The following is a 24,582-nucleotide window of genomic DNA, read 5'->3' as shown; positions in this document are numbered from 1 at the left end:
ACCGGCCGACGGGCGGGGAGCGCAGGCTCCTCGCCCGTTCCCGTGCCTGTGTCCGGTCGTTCAGGCGACGATGCGCTCGCGGGCCAGGTCGGCGACGAGCCGCTCGAGCCGCGGACCACGGCCGAGCAGGCGCTGCGACCCCGGAGCCGAGCGGACGAAGAACGTGGCGACCGCGGTCGTGTCGTCCGGCCGGACGTAGTGCAGCGCGATCGCCGTGGCGCTCCGTTCCCCGACGACGTCCTCGAGTCCGACGTGCACCATCCGGCTCCAGCGGATCACGAGCAGCCGGGTCGCGCGGCGCTCCTCGAGTTCCCAGAGCGACGCCTCGGTGGCGCCGAACGCCCAGGTGACCCGCTGCCCGAGCGCTGCCTCGGGCCGGGCATCGCGCACGGCGTCGCGGAGCTCCTGGGTCGGTACCGAGGGGACGAGCCAGACGGTCGGGTCGATGCGCCGGATCGCGAGCGCGAGGGCCTCGTCGGCACGGCGACGTCGGATCGCCCGGGCCCGGAGGACCGCGACGGCGATGAGGACCAGGCCGCCCGTGATCGCGACCGCCTCGAGCACCCCGAAGTACGACAGGTCGGACTCCGGCGCGGTGGTGGACACCACGATGCGGGTGACGAGCAGGGCGACCCAGATCCCCACGATCGTCCAGCGCAGGGCGGCGAAGCGTCGGGCGACCGACACCGCCGGGCGGGACCGCCGCTGTGCACGTCGCTGTGCTCGCTGCTGGGCTCGTTCCTGGGCTCGTTCCTGGGCCCGCTGCTGCGCACGCTGCCGACGCGGCACGCGGTCGGGTCGGCTCAGCACATCCCGATCCTCGCACGGTCCGGCGTCGCCGCGCTGGCCCGTTCTGGGGAACGAGGTGATGAACGCCCGGGGAAGCCCCGCTCCACCCCAGCAGGTCGGCCGCCGGCGCCCGTCCACCGTCCGGCCGCCTGTCAGCCCGTCGGCGGCCTGCCGACCTACGCTGCACGGGTGAGCACCGCACCACCCTCCGCCTCCTCCGCACCCGCTGCCGAGCCGCTCCCGCCGGGGACCTCCGTCCGCCGCCCGGCCGGGTGGGCCGCCGCGTGCGGGATCGTGGCCGTCGTCGCGTTCCTGGCCGTCGCCGAGTTCGGTGCGCTGCTGCTCGGTGGCGCCGGCAGTCCGCTCGTCGCCGTCGGTTCCGCCGTCATCGACCTCGCTCCGCCCGCTGCGAAGGACCTCATGGTCGGGCTGTTCGGCACCGGGGACAAGGCCGCGCTCTTCGTCCTGATGGCCGTCGTCACGGCGGGCATCAGCGCCGGCGCGGGCGTCCTCGAACGTCGACGTCCGCCGTTCGGGGCGCTCGTGTTCGCGGTCGGTGGTGCGTTGTCGCTCGCGGCCGTCACCACGCGCTCGGGCAGCGGCACGTGGGACGGGCTGCCGAGCGTCCTCGGCGTGGTCGCGGCCATCGTCGTGCTGCGTCTGCTCCTCCGTCGGCTCCGGCGTTGGGAAGCCGCGGCCGCCGTCCCGTCGGCCTCGCCCCGGCCGGCGGCGACCGAACGTCGCGCGTTCCTGGTGTGGGGCGCGGCGACCGCGGTCGCCGCGGTCGTGGTCGGTGGCGCGTCCCGCCTCGGGACCTCGGCGATGCAGGCTGCCGCGGCCGCACGACGAGCGATCCGCCTGCCGCAGCCGGCGACCACGGCGACGTCCGTCCCTGCCGGGGCGTCCCTCGACGTGTCCGGGGTCACGCCGTACGTCACCCCGAACGCCGACTTCTACCGGATCGACACCGCCCTGCGCGTGCCGTCGGTCGACCCGGCGCAGTGGAAGCTGCGGATCCACGGCGCTGTCGAGCGAGAGGTCGAGCTGACCTGGGACGAACTGCTGGCGCTCCCGCTCGAGGAACACATGGCGACGCTGAGCTGCGTCTCGAACGAGGTCGGTGGCGACCTGATCGGCAACGCGCTGTGGCTCGGGTACCCGATCCGCGAGCTCCTTGCGCGGGCGGGGGTCCGGGACGGCGCCGACATGGTGCTGTCCCGGAGCGTCGACGGCTTCTCGGCCGGGACTCCTCTCGACGTGCTGCAGGACCCCGACACCGCCGCGATGCTCGCCGTCGGGATGAACGGCGAGCCGCTCCCGCCCGAGCACGGGTTCCCGGTCCGGATGGTCGTGCCCGGCCTGTTCGGGTACGTCTCCGCGACGAAGTGGGTGAACGAGCTCGAGGTCACCCGATTCGCGGACGCGCAGGGGTACTGGACCCCGCGTGGCTGGTCGGAGCGCGGTCCGGTGAAGCTCGAGTCGCGGATCGACACGCCTCGGGACGGGGCGTCGCTCGCGGCGGGGAAGACCGTCGCCGTGGCGGGTGTCGCCTGGCAGCCACACCACGGCGTGAAGGGCGTGCAGGTCCGGGTCGACGACGGCGACTGGCAGGACGCGACCCTGGCCGACTCGGTGTCCGCCGACACCTGGCGGCAGTGGGTGTGGCGGTGGACCCCGACGGCCGGGTCGCACCGGCTGCAGGTCCGCGCCACGGGGACCGATGGGCAGGTGCAGACGAGTGTCGAGCGGCCTCCGGCGCCGAACGGCGCAACGGGATGGCACACCGTGCAGGTCAGCGCGGACTGACGGCGGTCCGCGGACGGCAGCCGGCGGCCGGGCGTCAGGCCGGTCGGACCGCCACGACGCACGTCCCGTCGACCTCGTCGTCGCGCTCGACCGCGACGGTGAACCCGGCGGCGGCGAACAGTGCCGCGGACGCCGCGGACTGGGCCGCCGAGACCTCGATGACGACCGCCCCGCCCGGACGCAGCCACGCGCCGGCCCCGTCGGCGATGCGGCGGTGCACGTCGAGGCCGTCCGCTCCTCCGTCGAGGGCGACGAGCCGCTCGTGGTCGCGGGCCTCCGACGGCATCGTCGCGACCTCGCCGGACGGCACGTACGGGGCGTTCACGGCGATGACGTCGACGGCGTCCCGGAACCGCTCGGGCAGCGGCGCGAACAGGTCGCCCGTGACGACGATCCCCCGATCCCCGATGTTCTCGGCGGCCACGTCGGTCGCGTCGGGATCCAGGTCGGCCGCGACGAGGTCGAGCGCGCCGACGCGGCCGAGCAGCGCGACGGAGATCGCGCCGACCCCGCAGCACAGGTCGACGACCCGGTCGTACCGGTGGAGCCGCCGCGCCGCCTGCTCGACGACGACCGCGGTGCGTGCCCGGGGCACGAAGACCCCCGCAACGACGCGGACCCGGTGCCCGTCGAAGGCTGCCCAGCCGAGGACGACCTCGAGCGGCTCACCGGCGAGGCGCCGCTGCACCAGGGCACGCAGACGGACCGGATCGCCGTCGCCCGCCTCGAGCAGCAGGTCGGCCTCGTCCTCGGCGAACACGCTGCCCACCGCCCGGAGCCGGGCGGCGAGCGCGTCCCGCGCTGTGGTCAAGCCGCGCCGTCGAACATCGACGTGACGGAACCGTCGTCGAAGACCTCGTGGATCGCGCGGGCAATGAGCGGGGCGATCGGCAGGACCTCGAGGCGGTCCCAGCGCTTCTCCTCCGGCAGCGGCAGGGTGTCCGTGACGACGACGCGGTCGATGAACTCGCTCTGCAGCAGGTCCTTCGCCGGGTCCGAGAACACCGCGTGGGTCGCCGCGACGACGACGCCGGTGGCACCGTTCGCTTTCAGGGCCTCGGCGGCCTTGGCGATCGTGCGACCGGTGTCGATGAGGTCGTCGACGAGCAGGCAGACGCGGCCGGAGACGTCACCGACGATCTCGTGCACGGAGACCTGGTTCGGGACGAGCGGGTCACGCCGCTTGTGGATGATGGCGAGCGGGGCGCCGAGCTTCTCGGACCAGATGTCGGCGACGCGCACGCGGCCCATGTCCGGCGACACGACGGTGAGCGTCTCCGGGTCGAGGATCTGCTGGAAGCGCTCGAGCAGCACGGGCATGGCGAACAGGTGGTCGACGGGGCCGTCGAAGAAGCCCTGGATCTGGGCGGCGTGCAGGTCGACGCTCATGATGCGGTGCGCACCGGCGGCCTTGAACAGGTCGGCGACCAGTCGGGCCGAGATCGGCTCGCGGCCGCGGCCCTTCTTGTCCTGTCGGGCGTAGGGGTAGAACGGCGCCACGACCGTGATGCGCTTCGCCGAGGCACGCTTGAGCGCGTCGACCATGATGAGCTGCTCCATGAGCCACTCGTTGATCGGCGCGGTGTGCGACTGGATGACGAACGCGTCGCAGCCGCGGACCGACTCGTCGAAGCGGGCGTAGAGCTCACCGTTCGCGAAGGTGCGGGCGTCGGTCGGGACCAGCTCGACCCCGAGTTCGTCGGCGATCTGCGCCGAGAGCTCCGGGTGCGCTCGTCCCGAGACGAGGACGAGTCGTTTCTGGCCGGTTGTCTTGATTCCGGACAAGTGCGGTGCTCACTCCCTGACCCGCTCGGGGTCGCTGCCGACGGCCGGGTCAGGTCGCCGTGTTCTGTTCGCCGTGCGCGCGCCGAGCCGCCTCGGCCGCCGGCGTACCGGGTCGGTGTTCCTCGACCCATCCGTCGGTGTTGCGCTGCGGGGCGTAGCTGATCGCGAGCGACCCGGCCGGTACGTCCTTGCGGACGGTCGTACCCGCGCCGGTGTACGCCCCGTCGCCAATCCTAACCGGGGCGACGAACACGTTGTGCGAGCCCGTCCGCACGTTCGACCCGACCTCGGTGCGGTGCTTGTGCACGCCGTCGTAGTTCGCGGTGATGGTGTTCGCCCCGATGTTGGAGTCCTCGCCGACCTCGGTGTCGCCGATGTAGGACAGGTGCGGCACCTTGCTGCCCCGCCCGATCACGGCGTTCTTGGTCTCGACGAACGTGCCGATCTTGCCCTGGTCGCCCAGGATCGTGCCCGGCCGCAGGTACGCGAACGGGCCGACCGAGGCACCGTCCCCGATCACGGCGAGCGTCGCGTCGACCCGGTTCACGGTCGCGCCGGCGCCGACCTCGGTGTCGCGCAGGGTCGTGTCCGGTCCGACGACGGCCCCGGCCGCGATCGCGGTGGCGCCGATCAGCTGGGTGCCCGGGAGCACCTCGGCGTCGGCCTCGATGGTGACGTCCAGGTCGATCCACGTCGTCGCGGGGTCCTGGACGGTGACGCCGGCGAGCTGGTGCCGACGGACGATCCGGGCGTTGAGCTCGCGGGCGGCGTCGGCGAGCTGCGCGCGGTCGTTGATCCCCGCCACGAGCCACGGGTCGGTGAGGGTCACGACGTCGATCGCTCCGCCGCGCGCGGCGATGAGGGCCGGCACGTCGGTGATGTACTTCTCGCCCTGGGCGTTGGCCGTCGTGAGACCGGGGAGCACAGCACGGAGGTGCGCGACGTCGAACGCGTAGATCCCGGCGTTCGCCTCGGTGATGGTGCGCTGCTCGTCGGTCGCGTCCTTGTGCTCGACGACGGCGACGAAGGCCCCGGAGGCGTCGCGGACCACGCGGCCGAGGCCGGTCGGGTCGGGGGCGATCGCACTGACCAGGGTCGCGGCGTTCCCGGCGTGGGCGTCCACGAGCATGCGGAGCGACGCTGCGTCGAGCAGCGGGACGTCGCCGGAGAGCACGACCACGGCGCCCTCGAAGTCGGCGGGGAGCGCCTGGACCGCGACCTCGACGGCGCGCCCGGTGCCGGGGACGTCGTCCTGGTCGACGACGATCGCGCCGGGTGCGCGCTCGGCGACCTCGGCGGCGACGCGCTCCCGCTCGTGCCGGACCACCACGGCGACGTGCTCGGGCTCGAGCGACGCCGCGGTGCGGAGCACGTGGGCGACGAGGGGCAGGCCGGCGAGGCGGTGCAGCACCTTGGGGGTGGACGACTTCATGCGCGTGCCCTGCCCGGCGGCGAGGACGACGACGGCGATCCGCTGGTCGGTCATGCCCTCCATCCTGGCGCACGGGAGCCGAGCGGGTGCCGCGGGGCCGTCACCGTGGACGATCCGGCCCATCGCAGGTGACGTGGGAGGCAGGATCGCGCGAGGGGTGCCGGAAGGAACGACACACCACGCGCGGATCGGCACCCGACGAGCGGAAACGCCTCCGACGCGCGGAACGGCACCCGACGCGCGGATCAGCCCCCGACGCGCGGGACGGCCGCCGCCCCGTCCTCCCGCTTGACGAACGCCATGAGCACGAGCCCCGCGACGAGCACCACCACGATGCCGAGGATGCCGAACCGCGTCGAGCCGGTCGCGGTCACGGCGACCCCGAACAGCGCCGGCGCCAGGAACGACGCCGCCCGCCCGGTCGTGGCGTACAGGCCGAAGAGCTCCCCCTCGCGGCCCGGCGTCGCGAGCCGCGCCAGGTACGCCCGCGACGACGACTGCACCGGGCCGACGAACACGCACAGCGCGAGCCCGAGCACCCAGAACCCGATCTGGGCCGTCCCGACCGCGAGCACCGCCGTGCCGCACACGACGAGTCCGATCAGCGACACCGTGATGAGCGCCCGGGAGCCGAACCGGTCGTCGAGCCACCCGGACAGGAACGTCGCGACCCCGGCGACGACGTTCGCGACGATGGCGAACAGGATCACCTCGGACGCACTGAAGCCGAACACCTGCGCGGCGATGATCCCGCCGAACGTGAACACCGCCCCGACCCCGTCGCGGAACACCGCGCTCGCGACCAGGAACGCCAGGACGTTCCGCCGCTCGCGCCACAGCCGGGCGACGTGGCGGCCGAGGTCCCGGTAGGCCCCGAGCAGGCCGCCGGTCTGCGTCCGGTCCGGCGCGGCCTCGGGGACGGTCAGGAACAGCGGCACCGAGCTGACGGCGAGCCACACGGCGGCGATGCCGATCGCGACGCGGACGTCCCACTGCCCGGTCGCCACGGTCGCCGGCAGCTGCAGGACCCCGGCCACGCCGGGCGTCCCGAAGTCCTGGATGCACAGGACGAGCAGCACGACCAGCAGCACGATGCCGCCGAAGTACCCGGCCGCCCAGCCGATCGCCGAGACCCGGCCGGTCTCCGGCCCGGAGGCGACCTGGCCGAGCATCGCGTTGTACCCGACCGTGGCGATCTCGTACGCGACCGTCCCGATCCCGAGCAGGGCCGCGCCGAGCACGAGGTACGGCTGGCTCGGTGCGACGAACACCATCGCCCCGATCGACAGCGCGATGCCGATGGTCGCGACGAGCACCGACCGGCGCCGGTGCCCGGAGGAGTCCGCGAGCCGTCCGACCGCGGGGGCGACCAGCGCCACGACGATCCCGGCGACGGTCAGGGCGGTCGAGACGGTCGCCGCGTTCTGCGCGAGCTCGCGCTCGACCGCGCGGGTGGCGGCAGCCGAGGTGCCCTCGGCCGCGACGAGCCGCGGGTCGACGAACGCGCGGCTCGCCAGGTAGGTGCTGAACACGAAGGTGGTGACGACGGCGTTGAACGCCGCGGACCCCCAGTCCCAGAGGGCCCAGGACACGAGGGCCCGTCGGTCGGTGCGCTGCGGCACTGCGGCCGCCGGTGTCGCCGTCATGGCCGAACCGTAGCGCGTCGCGGTGTCGCACCGGTGCCCCCGGTCCGGGTGCACCGGCAGGTGCGGTCGCCGGACACGACCGCAGGACGGACTGGAGGCACGTGGCGGGCCCGCCACGTGCCTCCAGTCCGGTCCCGGGTCACGAGGCGGACGGGACCCCGTTCGGGTAGACGACCGACTTGAGGGAGGCCGGGTCGGTGTCGCTCTCGAGGGCCTCGCGGACGTCGTCGAGCCCGAAGCGTCCCGTGACGAGTGCGTCCAGGTCGACCTGTCCGGACGCGACCAGCCCGATCGCGACCGGCCAGGTGTTCGTGTAGCGGAAGATGCCGGTGACCGTCACCTCGAGGTTCTGGATGTGCTCGACGGGCAGCACCATCTCGGAGTTGCCGAGCCCGACCAGGACGGCGGCGCCGGCCGGTCCGACCGCCTTGATGCCGTCGGAGACCGCGCGCGGTGCGCCGCTGGCGTCGATGAAGGCGTCGACGGGGACGATGTCCGAGGTGACGTCCACCGCGACGGGGTCGACGACCTCCGTCGCGCCGAAGGACAGCGCCCGCTCGCGGCGCTCGGGGACGAGGTCGCTGACGACGACGCGCGTCGCACCGAACGCGCGGGCGACCTGCGCGCAGATGACGCCGATCGGACCGGCGCCGGCGATGAGGACGCTCGATCCGGGGACGATCCCGGCCTTCCGTGCGGCGGCGATGCCGACGGACAGGGGTTCGAGGAGGGCGCCGGCCTCGAACGAGACGGTGTCGGGCAGGGTGTGGGCGAACTCGGCCTCGATCGTGACGTACTCGGCGAACGCGCCGTCGACCGGCGGCGTCGCGTAGAAGCGCATGTGCGGGCAGAGGTTGTAGCGACCGGCCAGGCACTGCGCGCAGCGGTGGCAGGGGCGCTGCGGTTCGACGGCGACGCGCTCCCCGACGCGGGCGGGGTCGACGCCCTCGCCGACGGCGGCGATCGTGCCGGAGAGCTCGTGGCCGAGGACGAGGGGCTCCTCGACGACGAAGTCCCCGATGCGGCCGTGGCGGTAGTAGTGCACGTCGGAGCCGCACACGCCGACGGCGGCGACGCGGACGAGCACGTCCCCGGCGGCGACCTCGGGGACGGGGCGGTCCTCGACGGTGAGGTCCTGGGTGCCGAGCAGGACGCTCGCGCGCTGGGTGGTGGCGGTGTCGGTCATGCGGATCTCGCTTCCTCGACCGCGTCGTCGCGGTCGGACGGGGTGGTCGGTGTGTTGGCGGCGGGCGGGGCTGTCTGGGCCGGGGCCCGCGTCGCTCGGGCCGGGGCCTGCGTCGCCTGGATCGGGGTCGCCTGGCCGTCGCGGAGCAGGTCGGTGAACCCGAGCTCGGCGGCCCCGCGCACCAGGACGTCCCGGCCGAGCGCCGCCGGCACGACCCGGAGCCGGTCGGTCATGGCGGCCATCGTCTGCGCCCGGACCTCGTCCTCGACGCGGTCCCCGACATGCCCGAGCAGCTCGCCGAGGAACCCGCCGAGGACGACGACCTCGGGGTCGACCGTGTGGACGGCGTTCCGGATCGCGGTGGCGAGCGCCGTGACCTGCCGGTCGACGACCCGCTCGACCTCGTCCCGGCCCTCGGCGAGCGCCGCGGCGAGGGCGTCGAGGTCGTCCGGGGGTGTCCCGGTGACCGCGGTCAGGGACTCGCGCGAGGCCTCGGTCTCCAGGCACCCGACGGCCCCGCAGTGGCAGCGGACGCCGTTCGCGGCGACGAAGGTGTGCCCGAGCTCGCCCGCGTACCCGTCGGCGCCGCTGAACGGTCGGCCGGCGCTGACGATGCCGCCGCCGATGCCGCTCGCGCCGCCGTTGAGGTAGACCAGGTCGTCGACGCCGCGGGCGCTGCCGTACAGCCGTTCGGCCCAGGCACCGAGGTTCGCGTCGTTCGCGGCGCGGACGGGCAGGCCGAGGCGCTCGGCGAGCGGTCCCGCGAACGGCTCGTCCCGCCACCCGAGGTGCGGGGCGTCCCGGACGACCCCGTCCTCGACGCGGACGATCCCGGGGACCGCGACGCCGACCCCGACGAGCCGCAGGCCCGGTGCCGCCCGGGTGGTGAGGGTGCCGAGCACGCGGGCGACGGCGTCGATCGCGACGGCCGCGCTCGGGACGCTGGGCTGGGGCTCGACGAGCCGGTCGCGCACGGTGCCGTCGAGCGCGACGAGGGCCACCCCGACGGCGTCGATCTCGACCGTGACGGCGGCGGCCACGACGTCCGGCGACGCGCGGACGATCGCGCTGGGACGCCCGACGCCGGCTGCGGGGCGATCGGCACCGGGGCCGCCGGGGGCGGGGGACTCCTCGTGCACGAGTCCCTGCTCGACGAGCTCGCCGACGATCGCCAGGACCGTCGAGCGGTTCAGGCCCGTGCGCCGGGTGAGCTCGGCGCGCGGGAGCGGCCCGCCCTCGTGCACGATGCGGAGGACGCGCGCGGCGTTGCCGGGCGTGGTCGTGGCCGGTCGGGCCATGGGTCCTCCTCGTGGGGTGGTGGTGCGGGTCGGGCGGTGCCGAGGCTCGGCTCCGCGGACACCTTCGCAGGCCGAGCGCCGCGGAACTGCCCGCCTGGCCGAGACTCGGCCCCGCGCCGGCGCGGCGCCCGCCGGCGCGGGGCCCGCCGGCGCTGGCGGCTAGCGCGAGCGCGAGAACGCGGCGTCGAAGGCGGCGTCCGGCGGCGCGATGGTCCCGAGCTGCCGGACGAACGCCAGCGCCTCCGGGCCGCCGAGGAGCCGGTCCATGCCCGCGTCCTCCCACTCGACACTCGTCGGACCGTCGTAGCCGATGTGGTTCAGCACGCGGAACACCCGCTCCCACGGCACGTCCCCGTGCCCGGCGGTGACGAAGTCCCACCCGCGCCGCGGGTCGCCCCACGGCAGGTGCGACGACAGGCGTCCGTTGCGGCCGTCGAGCTGCTTCACCGACTCCTTGCAGTGCACGTGGTACACCCGGTCCGCGAAGTCGAGCAGGAACGCGGCGGGGTCCAGGTCCTGCCAGACGAAGTGCGACGGGTCGAAGTTGAAGCCGAACGCCGGCCGGTCCTGGAACACCTCCAGCGCCCGCTTCGCCGTCCAGTAGTCGTAGGCGATCTCGGACGGGTGCACCTCGAGCGCGAAGCGGACGCCGACCTCCTCGAACACGTCGAGGATCGGCGACCACCGGTCGTGGAAGTCCTGGTAGCCGGCGTCGATCATCGAGGGCGGCACCGGCGGGAACCCGGCGACGGTCTTCCAGATCGACGACCCGGAGAACCCGGTGACGGTCGTGACGCCGAGCGCCGCGGCCGCGCGGGCGGTCCACTGCAGCTCCTCGGCTGCCCGCTGACGGACGCCCTCGGGGTCGCCGTCGCCCCACACGTGCGGCGCGAGGATGTCCTCGTGCCGCTGGTCGATCGGGTCGTCGCACACGGCCTGCCCGGTCAGGTGGTTCGCGATCGTCCAGACCTGCAGGCCGTTGCGCTCCAGGACCGCCTTCCGGTCCGCCACGTAGTCGGGGTCCGTCGCGGCGCGACGGACGTCCAGGTGGTCGCCCCAGCAGGCGATCTCCAGGCCGTCGTAGCCCCACTCCCCCGCCAGTCGGGCGACCTCCTCGAACGGCAGGTCCGCCCACTGGCCGGTGAACAGGGTGACCGGTCGCGTCGCCACGCTCGGCCGGGAGGCACGGGTCGTCTCCGTCATGATGCTTCCTTCCTCCTGCTGCTCGTTCACCAGGTGCTCGGCTCGGCTCCGGCGGGAACGGTCTCCGGTCGGTCGACGCGCGACCGCACGTCGACCACGGCGTGCTCGCGGGCGGCGGTCGAGACCGCCTCCATCACCTCGAGCACGTGGAACGCGAGGTCGCCGGACGCCCGGTGCGGCCGGTCGGTGGCGATCGCGTGTGCCATGTCGGCGAGGCCGTACCCGCGTCCGGCGTCGGCGTACCCGGCGCTCGTCGGCAGGTCCCGCCACTCGCGGGGCTGTGCTGTTCCCCCCTGGGCGTCGGCGATCGACACCGGGTCCGAGAACCGGTTCGGGTCGGGGACCCCGAGCGTGCCCGCGGTGCCGTACACCTCGAACAGTGGCGCCCGGGTGGCCCAGACCTCGAAGGACACCGTGACCGTGGAGACGACGCCGTTCGCGTGCTCGAGGACGGCGACCACGTGCGTGTCGATGTCGACCCGGAGCGGGGTGCCCGCGGCGGGTCCGGTCGCGATCGTGCGCTCGCGGTCGGAGCGGGTCGAGGCGCCGCTCACCCGGACGACCGGTCCGAAGAACGACACGAGGCTCGTCAGGTAGTACGGCCCCATGTCGAGCAGCGGCCCACCACCCGGCTGGTAGTAGAACGCGGGCGCCGGGTGCCACAGCTCGTGCCCGGGCGCCGACCAGGAGACGGCGGCACCGACGGGCGTGCCGATCGCACCGCTGTCGAGCGCCTGCCGGGCCGTCTGGATCCCGGTGCCGAGCACGGTGTCCGGCGCGCTGCCGACCCGCAGCCCCGAGCGCCGGGCGAGGTCGAGCACGGGCTGCGCCTCGGCCGTCGACATCGCGAGCGGCTTCTCGCCGTAGACGTGCTTGCCGGCCTCGAGCGCCCGGGTCGCGATCTCGGCGTGCGCGGCCGGGATCGTCAGGTTGAGCACGACGTCGACGTCGTCCGCCGCGATGAGCTCGTCGACGCTCGTCCCGCGGACACCCTGTGCCTCGCCCACCGACTGCGCCCGGGCGACGTCGATGTCCGCGACGGCGGTGAGCTCGAGCCCGGGCAGCGCCGGGAAGTGCTCGAAGTACTGCTGGCTGATGACGCCGACCCCGACGACACCGACCTTCATCGCGCTGCCCACAGGAGTCCCCTCTCGATGATCGTGCGGAGCGGCTGCGACTCGACGACCTCGAGCCGGTGCCCGGGCGCCGAGACGAACACGCGCCCCTGCCCCCACTGCCGGGTCCAGATCGCCGGCGCCGTGACCGGACGGTTCCAGGCGTCGAAGTCCCGGGCCTCCTGCGTCGTGGTCGCCAGCACGTCGTTGTACTCGTCGGAGAGCACCCAGTACTGCTCGGTCACCAGGTCGAAGTCCTCGATGCCCTGCGTGATCGGGTGCTCGTGCCCGGCCTCGGTGATGTGCACCGTGTACGGGATGTAGTTGTCGGACTGCTCGCCGGTGCGCTCGGAGGGGTGCTTGCTCGCGTGGTGCGCGAACTGCCCGCCGATCATGTGCAGGTAGTCGGCGGTGTTCCGGAACGCGTCCGCGATCCCGCCGTGCCATCCCGCGAGTCCGGCACCGCCGAGCACCGCCTTCTGCAGTCCGGCGAACTCGTCGTCCGCGATGGTCGACATGGTGACGACCTGCACGATCAGGTCGACGTCGGCCATCACGGACTCGTCGGCGTACACCGCGGTCGAGTCCGACACCTGCACGTCGAACCCGTTGTCCCGCAGGAACGGGACGAACAGGTCGGTGGTCTCGACCGGCATGTGCCCGTCCCACCCGCCCCGGACGACCAGGGCCTTCTTCCCGCCGGTCATCGGATCGCCGTCCAGGCGCTGCCGTCGGCCGCGCTGCGCTCGACCGCGTCGAGGACCCGCTGCACGTGCAGGCCGTCCGCGAACGACGGCTGCGGGTCGGTGCCGGCGACGATCGCCCGCACGAAGTCCGTGACCTGGTGGCTGAAGGTGTGCTCGTAGCCGATCAGGTGCCCGGTCGGCCACCACGCGGCCATCCACGGGTGCTCCGGCTCGGTGACCAGGATGCGGCGGAAGCCCTGCTCCCCCGCGGGCGCCGACGACTCGTACAGCCGCAGCTCGTTCATCGACTCGAGGTCGAACTGGATCGCGCCCTCGGACCCGCTGACCTCGAGCGTCAGGCCGTTCTTCCGACCGGTCGCGTAGCGCGTGGCCTCGAACGTGCCGATCGCGCCGTCGGCAGCGCCACCGCTGAGCCGCCCGAGGAAGAACGCGGCGTCGTCTACGGTGACCTGTCCGCGTTCGCTCGACGCGGTGCCCGACAGGCCGACGCCCTCGGCCATCAGCGGGCGTTCGTGCACGAAGGTCTCGAGCGTGCCGGACACGGTGGACAGCTGTGCGCCCGTGACGTGCTCGACGAGGTCGATCGCGTGCGCGCCGATGTCGCCGAGCGAGCCGGAACCGGCGAGCGCCTTGTCGAGGCGCCACGTCATCGGGCCCTCGGCGTCGGCCAACCAGTCCTGCAGGTAGAGCGCGCGGACCTGGCGGACGACCCCGATCCTCCCGTCCTGCACCAGCTGGCGCGCGAGCGCGATGGCGGGCACGCGGCGGTAGCTGAACCCGACCATGGCGCGGACGCCGCGCGCAGCGGCGGACTCGGCGGCGGCCGTCATCGCCTCGGCCTCGGCCACGGTGTTGGCGAGGGGCTTCTCGCACAGGACGTGCTTGCCGGCCTCGAGCGCGGCGATCGCGACCTCGACGTGCGAGGAGCCGGGCGACACCACGTCGACGACGTCGATGTCCGGGTCGGCGACCACCTGGCGCCAGTCGGTCGACGCGGCCTGCCAGCCGTACTGCCGGCGCGCGGCCTCGGTGCGCTCGGCGTCCCGGCCGACGACGACCGCCATCTCGGGCTCCACGCCGAGGTCGAAGAACCGCGGGGCGGTCCGCCACGCCTGGGAGTGCGCCGCCCCCATGAAGCCGTGCCCGACCATCGCGACCCGCAGTCGACCCGGTCCGTGTGCGTCCTGTGCCATCCACTCGCTCCTTTGCGATCCGGTGTTGCCAGGATCCACCCTACCGCTTATGTTGGGCGCGGCAACATTTTGTTTCGACGACGAACGGTGACCCACCATGGCAACGACGCCCACCCGTGACGACAAGTTCTCCTTCGGTCTCTGGACCATCGGCTACAACGGCTCCGACCCGTTCGGCGGCCCGACCCGTCCCGCGCTGGACGTGGTCGAGGCGGTCGAGAAGCTCGACGAGATCGGTGCCTACGGCCTGACCTTCCACGACGACGACCTGTTCGCGTTCGGTTCGACCGACGCCGAGCGCCAGGCGCAGATCGACCGCCTCACGGGCGCCCTCGAGTCGACCGGGATCATCGTGCCGATGGTCACGACGAACCTGTTCTCGGCCCCGGTGTTCAAGGACGGCGGCTTCACCTCGAACGACCGCCAGGTCCGCCGGTTCGCGCTCCGCAAGGTGCTCCGCAACATCGACCTGGCCGCCGAGCTCGGCGCGAAGACCTTCGTCATGTGGGGCGGCCGCGAGGGCTCGGAGTACGACTCCGCCAAGGACGTGCAGGCCGCGCTCGAGCGCTACCGCGAGGCCGTCAACCTGCTCGCCCAGTACGTCACCGACAAGGGCTACGACATCCGCTTCGCCATCGAGCCGAAGCCGAACGAGCCCCGCGGCGACATCCTCCTGCCGACCCTCGGCCACGCGATCGCCTTCACCGAGACGCTCGAGCGCCCGGAACTGTTCGGCATCAACCCCGAGGTCGGCCACGAGCAGATGGCGGGCCTGAACTTCACCGCCGGCATCGCCCAGGCGCTGTACCAGGGCAAGCTCTTCCACATCGACCTGAACGGCCAGCGCGGCATCAAGTACGACCAGGACCTGGTGTTCGGCCACGGCGACCTGCAGAACGCGTTCTCGCTCGTCGACCTGCTCGAGCACGGCGCCCCGCAGGGCGGCCAGGCGTACGACGGCCCGCGGCACTTCGACTACAAGCCGTCGCGCACCGAGGACATCACGGGCGTCTGGGACTCCGCGAAGGCGAACATGCGCATGTACCTGCTCCTCAAGGAGCGCGCGCAGGCGTTCCGCGCCGACCCCGAGGTGCAGGAGGCCCTGTCCGCCGCCAAGGTCGACGAGCTGAGCACCCCGACGCTGCACAGCGGCGAGTCGTACGACGACTTCCTCGCCGACCGCTCGGCGTTCGAGGACTTCGACGCCGACGCGTACTTCGGCGGCAAGGGCTTCGGCTTCGTGCGCCTGCAGCAGCTCGCGATCGAGCACCTGATGGGCGCGCGGAATTGAAGGCAGACGCGCCAGCGGCTGCATTCCGCGCGCTGAGGCGGCCTGCCGCCGAAGGGGTGACCCTGGTCGCCGGGGTCGACTCGTCGACCCAGTCCTGCAAGGTCACCATCCGTGACGCTGCCACCGGTGCGGTCGTCCGGGAGGGACGCGCGTCCCACCCGGACGGCACCTCCGTCGACCCCCGCCACTGGTGGGACGCGCTCGGCGCCGCGATCGCGGACGCCGGTGGGTTCGACGACGTCGCCGCGGTCGCGGTCGCCGGGCAGCAGCACGGCATGGTCGCGCTGGACGCGGACGGTCGCGTGGTGCGCGACGCACTCCTCTGGAACGACGTCCGCAGCGCCGACGCGGCCGCGCAGATGGTCGAGGAGCTCGGCCGGGAGGCGTGGGTCGCCCGGACGGGTCTGGTCCCGGTGGCCTCGTTCACCGGGACCAAGCTGCGCTGGCTGCGGGACGCGGAGCCGGAGAACGCGGCGCGCGTCGCCGCGGTCGCGCTCCCCCACGACTGGCTGTCGTGGCGGCTGCGCGGGTACGGCCCGGCGGACGAGAGCCCGCTCGGCCCGGACCTCGACGGGCTCGCGACCGACGGCTCCGACGCCAGCGGCACGGCGTACTGGGACCCGGTGCGCCGCGAGTACGACCCGGAGCTGTTCGCGGCCGCGCTCGGCCGTGACCTCCGGGTCGCGGGTGGCGCAACCGCAGCCGCAGCCGGAGCCGGTGACCACGACGCGGTCGTGGTGCCGCGGGTGGTCGCACCGGACGAGCCGATGGGCACGCTGGGGTCCGACGTCGCGCTGCCGGGCGGCGCGACCGCCCGCGCCGGACTCGTGGTCGGCCCGGGACTCGGCGACAACGCCGGGGCTGCGCTCGGCCTCGGCCTCGGTCCCGGCGACGTCGCGGTGTCCCTCGGCACGAGCGGGACGGTCTTCGGGGTCACCGACACCGAGGTGACCGACCCGAGCGGGACCGTGGCGGGCTTCGCCGACGGGACCGGGTCGCGCCTCCCGATCGTGACGACGCTCAACGCGGCCCGCGTGCTCGAGGTGATCGGCGGGCTCCTCGCCGTCGACCACGACGGCCTCGGCGAGCTGGCGCTGCAGGCGCCGGCGGGCGCGGACGGACTCGTGCTCGTGCCGTACTTCGTCGGCGAGCGCACCCCGAACCGACCGGACGCGACCGCCTCGCTGCTCGGGATGACCCCGGCGACCACGGACCGGGCCCACCTCGCCCGCGCCGCCGTCGAGGGCATGCTCTGTGCCCTCGCGGACGGGCTCGCCGCGGTCGAGGGCACCGGCGTCACGGTGTCCCGCCTGCTGCTCATCGGCGGGGCCGCGCGGAACGAGGCCGTCCGGGCCGTCGCCGCGCAGGTGTTCGGCCGCGACGTGTCGATCCCGGAGCCGGGCGAGTACGTCGCCTCGGGCGCCGCTCGGCAGGCCGCGTGGGTACTGACGGGGAGCCTGCCGTCGTGGGAGGTCTCCGCGACCGTCGTCCCCGCGGACCCGCGCCCCGAGGTGCTCGAGCAGTACCGGGCACACGCCGCGCGCTGACCCCGCCCGCGAGCGATCGATCCGATCGCGCACGGTGTAGGAAGACGTTCTGCGCGTCGGAGGTCGGAAGATTCGTCCTCCGACGCGCGGAACGACCCCCAATGCGCGGAACGCCATCCCACGCGCGGAACGACCCCGGAGGACCTCATGCCGCTCACCGACCTGCCCCTCGACCAGCTCCGGGCGTACCGCCCCGAGGTGCGGCGTCCGGCCGACCTCGACGCCTTCTGGGCCGACACGATCGCCGAGGCCCGGACAGCCGGTGCCGGCACCGCGCCCGTCACCACCCCCGCCGAGACGCCGGTCACCGCCCTCGACGTGCAGGACCTGACGTTCCCCGGCTTCGGCGGCGACCCGGTCCGCGCCTGGGTCTCCCGCCCCGCGGGCACGGCCGACCAGGACCTGCCCGTCGTGGTCGAGTTCCTCGGGTACGGCGGTGGCCGCGGACTCCCCGGGGAACGCGTGTCGTGGGCGCTCGCGGGCTTCGTGCACGTCGTGATGGACACCCGCGGGCAGGGCAGTGGCTGGGGTTCCGGCGGGGACACCCCCGACCCGCACGGCTCCGTGCCGCACGTCGGCGGGTGGATGGCGAGCGGCGTCGACGCCCCGGCGAACCACTACTACCGCCGCGTGTTCACGGACGCGGTGCGGCTCGTCGAGGCGGTCCGCACGCTCCCCGGCGTCGACGTCGACCGGATTGCCCTCACCGGCGGCAGCCAGGGCGGCGGGATCACCCTCGCCGCGGCGGCCCTGGTCGAGGCGCACGTCGGCCCGCTCGTCGCGGTGCTGCCCGACGTCGCGTTCCTCTGCGACTGGGAGCACGGCGCGGCCGTGGCCGTCGGCGGCCCGTACCTCGAGCTCGCCACGCACCTGTCGGTCCACCGTGACGACGTCGACCGTGTGTGGGACACGGTGGCCTACTTCGACGGCGTGCACTTCGCCGAGCGCATCACCGCGCCGGCCCTGTTCTCCGTGGCGCTGATGGACGACGTCGTGCCGCCACGGACGACCTTCGCGGCGTACAACGCCCTGGGCTCGGCCGACCACGAGATCGCTGTGTACCCGTACAACGGGCACGAGGGCGGCGGCTTCCGGCACTGGGAGCGCCAGGTGGCCTTCCTGCGCGACCGGCTCTAGCGGGTCGGGCGTCCTCGTGGGTTCAGCGGCCGAGCAGCTGCCCGACCGCGTCCACGACGACCTGGCGACGCCGCGCGGCCACCACGGCGGACACGGAGCCCGTCGCCTCGGCGGGCAGCGCGGTCCACACCCCGGCGAGCTGCTGCACGAGGGCCAGGAGCACCGCCGGCCGGAACGACCGCGGCAGGACCCCCGCGCGCTGCGCCCGCTCGACCTCGGCGACCGTGGACTCGTACCGCTCGACGAGCGCGGGGACCGCTACGTCCGCACGCTCGAGGCGCTGCCAGGTCGCCAGGCGCGCGACCCACGGTCGCTCGACGACCGCGTCGTGCAGGCGTCCGGCCCACGCGGGCAGGTCGTCCGTGTCGAGCGGGACCGCGTCGTGCAACCCGCCGAGCTCCTGCACGAGGAGCGCGTCGAAGAGCCCCTCCTTGCCGCCGAAGTAGTGGAAGACCTGCGCCTTGTTGCTGTCCGCCGCGGCGGCGAGCCGCTCGACGCGCGCCCCCGTCAGTCCGTGGGCGGCGAACTCGTCGCGGGCGGCGTCCAGGATGCGCGCGCGCATCGCGTCGGCGACAGGGGGCGTGAAGCGAGCCATGCGACCACGGTACCGACCCGACGGACGGTCGCCGTCGCGACGTGGTGACCGGACGACGCAACGGGAGGCCCGTGGCGGCGTCGCCACGGGCCTCCCGTTGCGTCGTGTGGTCGCGTCCGCCTACTGGGCGTCCTCGTCCTCTTCGTGGTTGAAGTGCGAGTCGTCCCCGGCGAAGCCGGCGGCGACGCCCTCGGGGTGGTCGGGGATGGTCCCGTCCTCGCCGAGGCCGTCGGGCTTCGGCGTGCCCTCGGGGTCGTTCGTGGTGTCGCGGGGGTCGTGGGCGTCGGACATGGCCTGCTCCTTCGAGGGTCGTGAAGAACGCGACGGTACGCGCACTCCCCGGGAGTTCGACGGCGTGCTCGTAGGATGCGACCGTGACGGACGACCTGTGGCACCGGGACGGGCCGTGGGCGCCGCTGACCAGGGACCGGGCCGGCAGGAGCGCGGCGGGGTGGGTCGGTGTGCTGGTGGCCTTCGTGTGGACGACGGTGTACCTCGCAGTCGCCGCGGCGGAGCCCGCCCTCGGCCCGGAGGACCTCACGCCCGCCGCCCGCGAGCAGATCGCGATCGGTCTGGTGCTGGCGACCGCGCTCCCGGTCGCCGTCGTCGTGACCCTGCTCGGCGTGCGGGGCGTCCGCCGTGGTGCCGTGCGCGGTCGGGCGATCGGCTGGTTCGCACTCCTGCTCGGCGGGTTCGCCCTGTTGCCGGCGCTCGTCGTGTCGGCGCTCGGTGTCCTCGCGAGCTGGCTCGCGACGGGTGTGCACGTCTCCTGAAGGCGGGCTCGTCAGTCCACCGGCCGTGGTCGGCGGCCGAGGGACGACTGGAAGCGGACGAGCCACCCGTCGGGATCGGCGACGACGAACTGCTCGACCCCGGTCTCCTCGTCGTCGACGCGGTACCACCGGTGTTCCACCGGCATGAACAGCGCGATGCCGGCGTCGGTCAGGCGGGCCGCGAGCGCTCTGGCGTCGGGGACGGCGACCTGCAGGTTCAGACCGCGGCCGAACGGGCGTTCGAGGGGGCCGGCGAGCCAGTTGCGCCCGACGCCGACCTGCTCGAGCAGCAGGTGCGCCGAGCCGAGGGCGATGGCCGCGAAGCGCTCCTCGGGGCGGGCGTACCGGACGACGAAGCCGCAGCGGTCCCGCCAGAACGCCAGGCTGCGGTCGAGGTCGGTGACCAGGAGTTCGGGCACCAGGGCGGGGTCGGGATCGAGCGGCACCCGGCCATCGTCCCATCCGGGTGCCCGGTCGGCGGCGCCCCCGAGACTCGGCCAGGCGGGCACGTTCGCGGCCGTGGGGCCGCGAACGTGTCCGCAGAGCCGAGTCTCGCGCGGGCGCACCGCGCGGTGCGCGAGCGCACCCGCGCCCTCAGACGAGCGACCAGGTGACCGTCCGCCGGTCGGCGAGCGACACCTCGTGCAGCGCACCGGTCACGCGCACGACCGCACGGTCCGTGGCGGACCCGGGCACCTCGTGCCGGACCGGACCGTCCCCGGAGGCGACGATCCCGCCCGTCGGCACCGGGCCTCCCGGCCGGGACGCCGCCGCGTCGGACGCGACCCAGACCTGCACGTCCCCCGGCTCGACGACCTTCCGCATCGCCCGGTCCGTGAACGCGAACCGCTGCACCGGCACGTCGAAGCGCACCCGCACCGACCCGCCGGCGGGGAGCGCGACCCGGGCGTAGCCGAGCAGCTGGGCGACCGGACGGGTGACCGACGCGGCGACGTCGTGCCCGTAGAGCTGCACGACCTCGATCCCGTCCCGGTCCCCCGTGTTCCTGATCGTGACGGACGCCGTGAACGCACCGTCGGTGGCGACGGCGTCGTCGACCTGCAGGTCCTCGTACGCGATGCTCGTGTACGTCAGGCCGAAGCCGAACGGCCGCACGGGCGTCGAGTCGGTCGCGGTGACGTCCGACGGGCCCCCGAGCCGCGGGTGCAGGTACGAGTACGGCTGCGCGCCGGCGGACCGGGGCAGCGAGACCGGCAGACGTCCGGACGGCGCGGTGGCCCCGGTCAGGAGGTCGGCGATCGCGAGGCCGCCGCCCTCCCCCGGGAAGAACGCCTGCACGACGGCGGACGGCTTCGCGTGGTCGCCGTCGAGCATCCAGCCGATCGCGTACGGCCGGCCGGTCAGCAGAACCACCACGGTCGGGGTGCCGGTGGCCACGACGGCCTCGACCAGCTCGCGCTGCACGCCCGGCAGGTCGAGCGTCTCGGAGTCGTTGCCCTCGCCGACGGTGCCGCGGCCGAACAGGCCCGCCTGGTCGCCGACGACGACGACCGCGACCGCGGCACCGCGCGCCGTCGCGACGGCCTCCGCGAAGCCGGAGCGGTCGTCGCCCTCGACCGCGGCGCCGGGGGCGTACCGCACGGCGTCGTCCCCGAGGGCGTCCTGCAGGGCCTCGAGCACGGTCGGGATCGCGAACCCGAGCGGCAGACCCGGGTGCGTCGCGAGCACGTGGTTCGCGAAGGAGTAGCAGCCCTGCAGGGCCTCGGCACGGTGGGCGTTCGGGCCGATCACCGCGACCGGGCCCCGCAGGACTGCGCCCGCAGCGGCGACCGCGCCCGCAGCGGCGACCGCGCCCGCCGCGGCGTCGACCGCGCCCGTCGCGGCGCCGGAGACCGGGCCGCCGAGCGGGAGCACGCCGTCGTTCGCGAGCAGGACGAGCGACTCCGCCGCGAGCCGCCGCGCGAGCGCCCGGTGCTCCGGCGAGTCGAGGTCGACGCCCGTCGGGGGCTCGTCCTCGAAGGCATCGGGGTCGAGCAGCCCGAGCCGCTCCTTCTGCCGGAGGACCCGCAGCACCGCCCGGTCGACGAGCGCCTCGTCGACGAGGCCGCTGCGAACCCGCTCGACGAGGGGCGCGAGGTACGCGTCACCCGTCGGCAGTTCGACGTCGATGCCCGCGGTGAGCGCGAGTGCGGCCGCCTCGCCGCGGTCCCGGGCGACGCCGTGCATCACCTCGAGGAACGCGACCGAGAAGTAGTCCGCGACGACCGTCCCGTCGAAGCCGAGCCGGTCGCGCAGGAGCCCGGTCAGGAGCTCGGGGTCGGCCGCCACGGGCACGCCGTCGACCTCGGCGTACGAGTTCATGACGCTGCGGGCGCCCCCGTCGAGGAGCGCCATCTCGAACGGCGGCAGGAACACGTCCGCCACCTCGCGCGGTCCGGCGTGCACGGGCGCGTGGTTGCGTCCGGCGCGCGAGGCCGAGTAGCCGAGGAAGTGCTTGAGCGTCGCATCGACGCCGGCACTCTGCACCCCGCGCACGTACGCGGAGCCGACGGTGCCGACCAGGTACGGGTCCTCGCCGATGCACTCGTCGACGCGACCCCATCGGGGGTCACGCACGACGTCGAGCACGGGAGCGAGGCCCTGGTGCACCCCGAGTTCGCGCATCGACCGGCCGATCACCGCGCCGACCTGCTCGACGAGCTCCGGGTCGAACGCGGCACCCCACGCGAGCGGCGTCGGGAAGGTCGCGGCGCGCCACGCGGCGAGCCCGGTGAGGCACTCCTCGTGCACGAGCGCCGGGATGCCGAGACGCGTCTCGCGCTTGAGGCGCCGCTGCTCCGCCCACAACCAGGCCGCGCGCTCGTCGGGCTCGACGGGGCGGGTGCCGTACACGCGGGTGTACTGCCCGAGCCCGTGCCGGGTCACGTCGGCGAGCGTCTCGCCGCCCTGCGCGGCCGCCATCTCGCCCTGCATCGGCGCGACGACACCGTTCTGGTCGAGCCAGTAGCCGACGAGCTGCGCCGTCTTCTCCTCGAGGGTCATCGCGGCCAGCAGCGCGGTCACCCGGTCGGGCGCCGTCCCGTGCGCGACGTGCTGCGGATCGGACGGGAGGCGCGTGGCGGCGCCGCCACGCGCCTCCCGTCCGTCCGTCCGGTGGCGTCCGTCCGTCGGCTGGCGTCCGTCCGTCGGGTGCGTGGACGTGTCGAGCGCCGTCACCCCTTCACCGCCCCGGTCAGGCCACCGACGATGCGGCGCTGGAAGATCGCGAAGAACACGAGCGCGGGGATCATCGAGAGCGAGGTGAACGCGAGCACGCGCGCGGTGTCCACCGAGTACTGCGACGAGAACGCCTGCACCCCGAGGGGCAGCGTGTACGCCGACGAGTCGTTGAGGATGAACAGCGGCAGGATGTAGCTGTTCCAGCTGCCGATGAACGCGAGGATGCCGACCGTCACGACCCCGGGCAGGGACAGCGGCACGACCATGCGGAAGAAGAACCCGAGCCGGCTCGCCCCGTCGATCGCGGCGGCCTCCTCGAGCTCGTCCGGGATCGCCCGCAGGAACGGCACGAGGATGATGACCGTCGTCGGCAGGGCGAACGCGATCTGCGGCAGGATCACGCCGGCCAGGCTGTTCGTGAGGCCGAGGTCCTTGACGAGCAGGTACAGCGGGGTGATCGCGACGGTGATCGGGAACATCAGGCCGGCGGCGAACAGCGAGTAGAGCGCGCCGCGACCGCGGAACCGGTACCGGGCGAGCACGAAGCTCACCATGAGCCCGAGGACGACGACACCGACCGTGGTGGTGACGCCGGCGACGACGGAGTTGCCGAGTTGCTGCCAGAAGACGCCGCTCGTCAGGACCGAGACGTAGTTCCCGATCTGCCACGGGTTCGGCAGGCCGGCCGGGCTCGCGGTGATCTGCGAGTTCGTGCGGAAGCCGCCCAGGATGATGTACGCGACCGGCGCGATGCAGACCGCGATGAACACGAGGGCGATGAAGTAGGTGCCGAGGTTGCGTTCCTTGCGGACCGGACCGTGGTCACGGGACCGGCGGCGGTTCGGCGCGACGATGGAGGCGGTGGCGGTCATCGGTCGCCCTTCTCGGTCAGGGCGCCGGCGGTGTCGCGGCGCAGGACGAACCGCTGGTAGACGAGGGCGACGACCAGCGAGATGAGGAAGATGACCACGGCCACGGCGTTGCCGTACCCGTAGTTGCCGGAGAGCCGGCCGTTGGCGACCATGTACGTCGCCATCGTCGAGGTCCCGGCGGTGGCCGCGATGTACTGACCCCAGATGATGTAGACGAGGTCGAACAGCTGGAGCGAGCCGATGATCGACAGGAACGCCCAGATCCGGATGGTCGGGCCGAGGAGCGGGAGCGTGATGCGCCGCTGGATCTGCCAGTAGCTCGCACCGTCGAGCTGCGCGGCCTCGAACAGCTCCTCCGGGATGCTCTGCAGGCCGGCGAGGAACAGGATGACCGCGAAGCCGATGTACTTCCACGAGATGATCGCGAGCAGCGTCCAGATGGCGATGTCCGGGTTCGACAGCCAGTCGTTCCGCAGTGACCCGAGCCCGACGGCCTGGAGCAGGTCGTTCACGGCGCCGCTGGACTGGAGCATGAGGCTCCAGCCGGTGCCGACGATCACCTCGGAGATGACGTACGGCACGAAGATGAGCACGCGGATCAGGCCGCGCCCGCGGATGCGCTGGTTGAGCAGCAGCGCGAGGATGATCGCGATCGGCCCCTGCACGACGAGCGACCCGACGACGATGAACAGGTTGTGCCAGAGCACGCCCCGGAAGTCCGGGTCGGTGAAGATGATGGTGTAGTTCTGCAGGCCGACGAAGTCGGTCGGGGTGCCGTACCCCTGCCACTTGTAGAAGCCGTAGTACGCGGCCAGCACGACGGGCAGGATCACGAACCCGACGAACATCAGGGTGGCCGGTCCGGCGAGGACGGCGATCTCGACCCGGGTGCGGACGTCGTTGCCCTTGCGGGCCCGGCGGGCCGGGGCCGACGGCGAACCGTCGGCCCCGCCCGTGCGACGCCCCGTCCCGGACCGCGCTGCCCCGGACTGGTCCGTGGAGCGACTGGTGACGGAGGTGGTCATGG

Annotated in this window: 22 protein-coding genes; 5 read left to right on the top strand and 17 right to left on the bottom strand. The window is 73.7% G+C overall.

The window, feature by feature from the left end; genetic code table 11:
* Positions 1 to 60 precede the first annotated feature (60 nt).
* Positions 61 to 687 (bottom strand): hypothetical protein, encoded by a 627-nt coding sequence (locus DEU32_RS00390; RefSeq protein WP_114848880.1) that lies wholly within the window; start codon positions 685 to 687, stop codon positions 61 to 63.
* A gap of 291 nt (positions 688 to 978) precedes the next feature.
* Between DEU32_RS00390 and DEU32_RS00385 the strand changes: the two genes are divergently transcribed.
* Positions 979 to 2,595: a molybdopterin-dependent oxidoreductase gene (locus DEU32_RS00385; protein ID WP_114848879.1), complete on the top strand. Its 1,617-nt coding sequence runs from the start codon at positions 979 to 981 to the stop codon at positions 2,593 to 2,595.
* Positions 2,596 to 2,629: 34 nt separating this feature from the next.
* Here the strand turns inward: DEU32_RS00385 and DEU32_RS00380 are convergent, their stop codons facing one another.
* From DEU32_RS00380 to DEU32_RS00335, 10 genes are all read right to left on the bottom strand, one after another.
* Positions 2,630 to 3,406, bottom strand: coding sequence for a putative protein N(5)-glutamine methyltransferase (locus DEU32_RS00380; RefSeq protein WP_114848878.1), 777 nt, complete (start codon positions 3,404 to 3,406; stop codon positions 2,630 to 2,632).
* Complete coding sequence (locus DEU32_RS00375; protein WP_114848877.1) at positions 3,403 to 4,380, bottom strand: ribose-phosphate diphosphokinase; 978 nt, start codon at positions 4,378 to 4,380, stop codon at positions 3,403 to 3,405. The genes DEU32_RS00380 and DEU32_RS00375 overlap by 4 nt, the downstream gene beginning before the upstream one ends.
* A 49-nt stretch (positions 4,381 to 4,429) precedes the next feature.
* Positions 4,430 to 5,866, bottom strand: coding sequence for a bifunctional UDP-N-acetylglucosamine diphosphorylase/glucosamine-1-phosphate N-acetyltransferase GlmU (gene glmU / locus DEU32_RS00370; RefSeq protein WP_114848876.1), 1,437 nt, complete (start codon positions 5,864 to 5,866; stop codon positions 4,430 to 4,432).
* A 191-nt stretch (positions 5,867 to 6,057) separates the two neighbouring features.
* Positions 6,058 to 7,458: an MFS transporter gene (locus tag DEU32_RS00365; protein ID WP_114849159.1), complete on the bottom strand. Its 1,401-nt coding sequence runs from the start codon at positions 7,456 to 7,458 to the stop codon at positions 6,058 to 6,060.
* A 139-nt stretch (positions 7,459 to 7,597) separates the two neighbouring features.
* Complete coding sequence (locus DEU32_RS00360) at positions 7,598 to 8,644, bottom strand: NAD(P)-dependent alcohol dehydrogenase (RefSeq protein WP_114848875.1); 1,047 nt, start codon at positions 8,642 to 8,644, stop codon at positions 7,598 to 7,600.
* The gene (locus DEU32_RS00355) at positions 8,641 to 9,942 is read right to left on the bottom strand and encodes an ROK family transcriptional regulator (protein ID WP_114848874.1); all 1,302 of its coding nucleotides are present in this window, start codon (positions 9,940 to 9,942) and stop codon (positions 8,641 to 8,643) included. The genes DEU32_RS00360 and DEU32_RS00355 overlap by 4 nt, the downstream gene beginning before the upstream one ends.
* Positions 9,943 to 10,101: 159 nt before the next feature.
* The gene (locus DEU32_RS00350; RefSeq protein WP_114849158.1) at positions 10,102 to 11,145 is read right to left on the bottom strand and encodes a sugar phosphate isomerase/epimerase; all 1,044 of its coding nucleotides are present in this window, start codon (positions 11,143 to 11,145) and stop codon (positions 10,102 to 10,104) included.
* 26 nt (positions 11,146 to 11,171) lie between these two features.
* The gene (locus DEU32_RS00345) at positions 11,172 to 12,272 is read right to left on the bottom strand and encodes a Gfo/Idh/MocA family protein (RefSeq protein WP_181819170.1); all 1,101 of its coding nucleotides are present in this window, start codon (positions 12,270 to 12,272) and stop codon (positions 11,172 to 11,174) included.
* Complete coding sequence (locus DEU32_RS00340) at positions 12,269 to 12,967, bottom strand: ThuA domain-containing protein (RefSeq protein ID WP_114848872.1); 699 nt, start codon at positions 12,965 to 12,967, stop codon at positions 12,269 to 12,271. Before DEU32_RS00340 ends, DEU32_RS00345 begins: the two co-directional genes overlap by 4 nt.
* A complete protein-coding gene (locus DEU32_RS00335; protein WP_258554733.1) occupies positions 12,964 to 14,160 on the bottom strand; it encodes a Gfo/Idh/MocA family protein in 1,197 nt (398 codons plus the stop codon). Before DEU32_RS00335 ends, DEU32_RS00340 begins: the two co-directional genes overlap by 4 nt.
* A 97-nt stretch (positions 14,161 to 14,257) precedes the next feature.
* Here DEU32_RS00335 and xylA point away from each other — a divergent pair, with 97 nt between their 5' ends.
* The 3 genes from xylA to DEU32_RS00320 all read left to right on the top strand — a co-directional run bounded on the left by xylA (position 14,258) and on the right by DEU32_RS00320 (position 18,135).
* Positions 14,258 to 15,451, top strand: a complete 1,194-nt coding sequence (xylA, locus tag DEU32_RS00330) for a xylose isomerase (protein ID WP_114848871.1) — start codon at positions 14,258 to 14,260, stop codon at positions 15,449 to 15,451.
* A 56-nt stretch (positions 15,452 to 15,507) separates the two neighbouring features.
* On the top strand, positions 15,508 to 16,998 hold the full coding sequence (locus DEU32_RS00325) for a xylulokinase (protein WP_114848870.1): 1,491 nt from the start codon (positions 15,508 to 15,510) through the stop codon (positions 16,996 to 16,998).
* Positions 16,999 to 17,145: 147 nt separating this feature from the next.
* Positions 17,146 to 18,135, top strand: a complete 990-nt coding sequence (locus DEU32_RS00320) for an acetylxylan esterase (protein ID WP_114848869.1) — start codon at positions 17,146 to 17,148, stop codon at positions 18,133 to 18,135.
* Between the two features lie 22 nt (positions 18,136 to 18,157).
* On the opposite strand, the gene DEU32_RS00315 is transcribed toward DEU32_RS00320, so the two are convergent.
* Both DEU32_RS00315 and DEU32_RS17000 read right to left on the bottom strand, forming a co-directional pair.
* Positions 18,158 to 18,730, bottom strand: coding sequence for a TetR family transcriptional regulator (locus DEU32_RS00315; RefSeq protein ID WP_114848868.1), 573 nt, complete (start codon positions 18,728 to 18,730; stop codon positions 18,158 to 18,160).
* Positions 18,731 to 18,850: 120 nt separating this feature from the next.
* Positions 18,851 to 19,021 carry a hypothetical protein gene (locus DEU32_RS17000; protein WP_180225628.1) on the bottom strand — a complete coding sequence of 57 codons (171 nt, stop codon included), beginning with the start codon at positions 19,019 to 19,021 and terminating at the stop codon, positions 18,851 to 18,853.
* Positions 19,022 to 19,104: 83 nt separating this feature from the next.
* On the opposite strand from DEU32_RS17000, the gene DEU32_RS00310 reads away from it, so the two are divergent.
* On the top strand, positions 19,105 to 19,503 hold the full coding sequence (locus DEU32_RS00310) for a hypothetical protein (RefSeq protein WP_114848867.1): 399 nt from the start codon (positions 19,105 to 19,107) through the stop codon (positions 19,501 to 19,503).
* An 11-nt stretch (positions 19,504 to 19,514) separates the two neighbouring features.
* Here DEU32_RS00310 and DEU32_RS00305 read toward each other — a convergent pair whose 3' ends face one another.
* The 4 genes from DEU32_RS00305 to DEU32_RS00290 form a co-directional block, all read right to left on the bottom strand.
* A complete protein-coding gene (locus DEU32_RS00305) occupies positions 19,515 to 19,949 on the bottom strand; it encodes a VOC family protein (RefSeq protein WP_114848866.1) in 435 nt (144 codons plus the stop codon).
* A gap of 148 nt (positions 19,950 to 20,097) precedes the next feature.
* Entirely contained in the window at positions 20,098 to 22,506 is a 2,409-nt protein-coding gene (locus tag DEU32_RS00300) for a glycoside hydrolase family 3 N-terminal domain-containing protein (protein ID WP_114849156.1), read from the bottom strand.
* Positions 22,507 to 22,676: 170 nt separating this feature from the next.
* The gene (locus DEU32_RS00295; protein ID WP_114848865.1) at positions 22,677 to 23,555 is read right to left on the bottom strand and encodes a carbohydrate ABC transporter permease; all 879 of its coding nucleotides are present in this window, start codon (positions 23,553 to 23,555) and stop codon (positions 22,677 to 22,679) included.
* A complete protein-coding gene (locus DEU32_RS00290; protein ID WP_114848864.1) occupies positions 23,552 to 24,580 on the bottom strand; it encodes a carbohydrate ABC transporter permease in 1,029 nt (342 codons plus the stop codon). The genes DEU32_RS00295 and DEU32_RS00290 overlap by 4 nt, the downstream gene beginning before the upstream one ends.
* Between the last annotated feature and the right edge of the window lie 2 nt (positions 24,581 to 24,582).

Source organism: Curtobacterium sp. AG1037, assembly GCF_003349855.1.
Taxonomy (GTDB): Bacteria; Actinomycetota; Actinomycetes; order Actinomycetales; family Microbacteriaceae; genus Curtobacterium; species Curtobacterium citreum.
The sequence above is the reverse complement of the archived record's forward strand: the minus strand, read 5'-3'. Positions and strand labels throughout refer to the sequence as shown.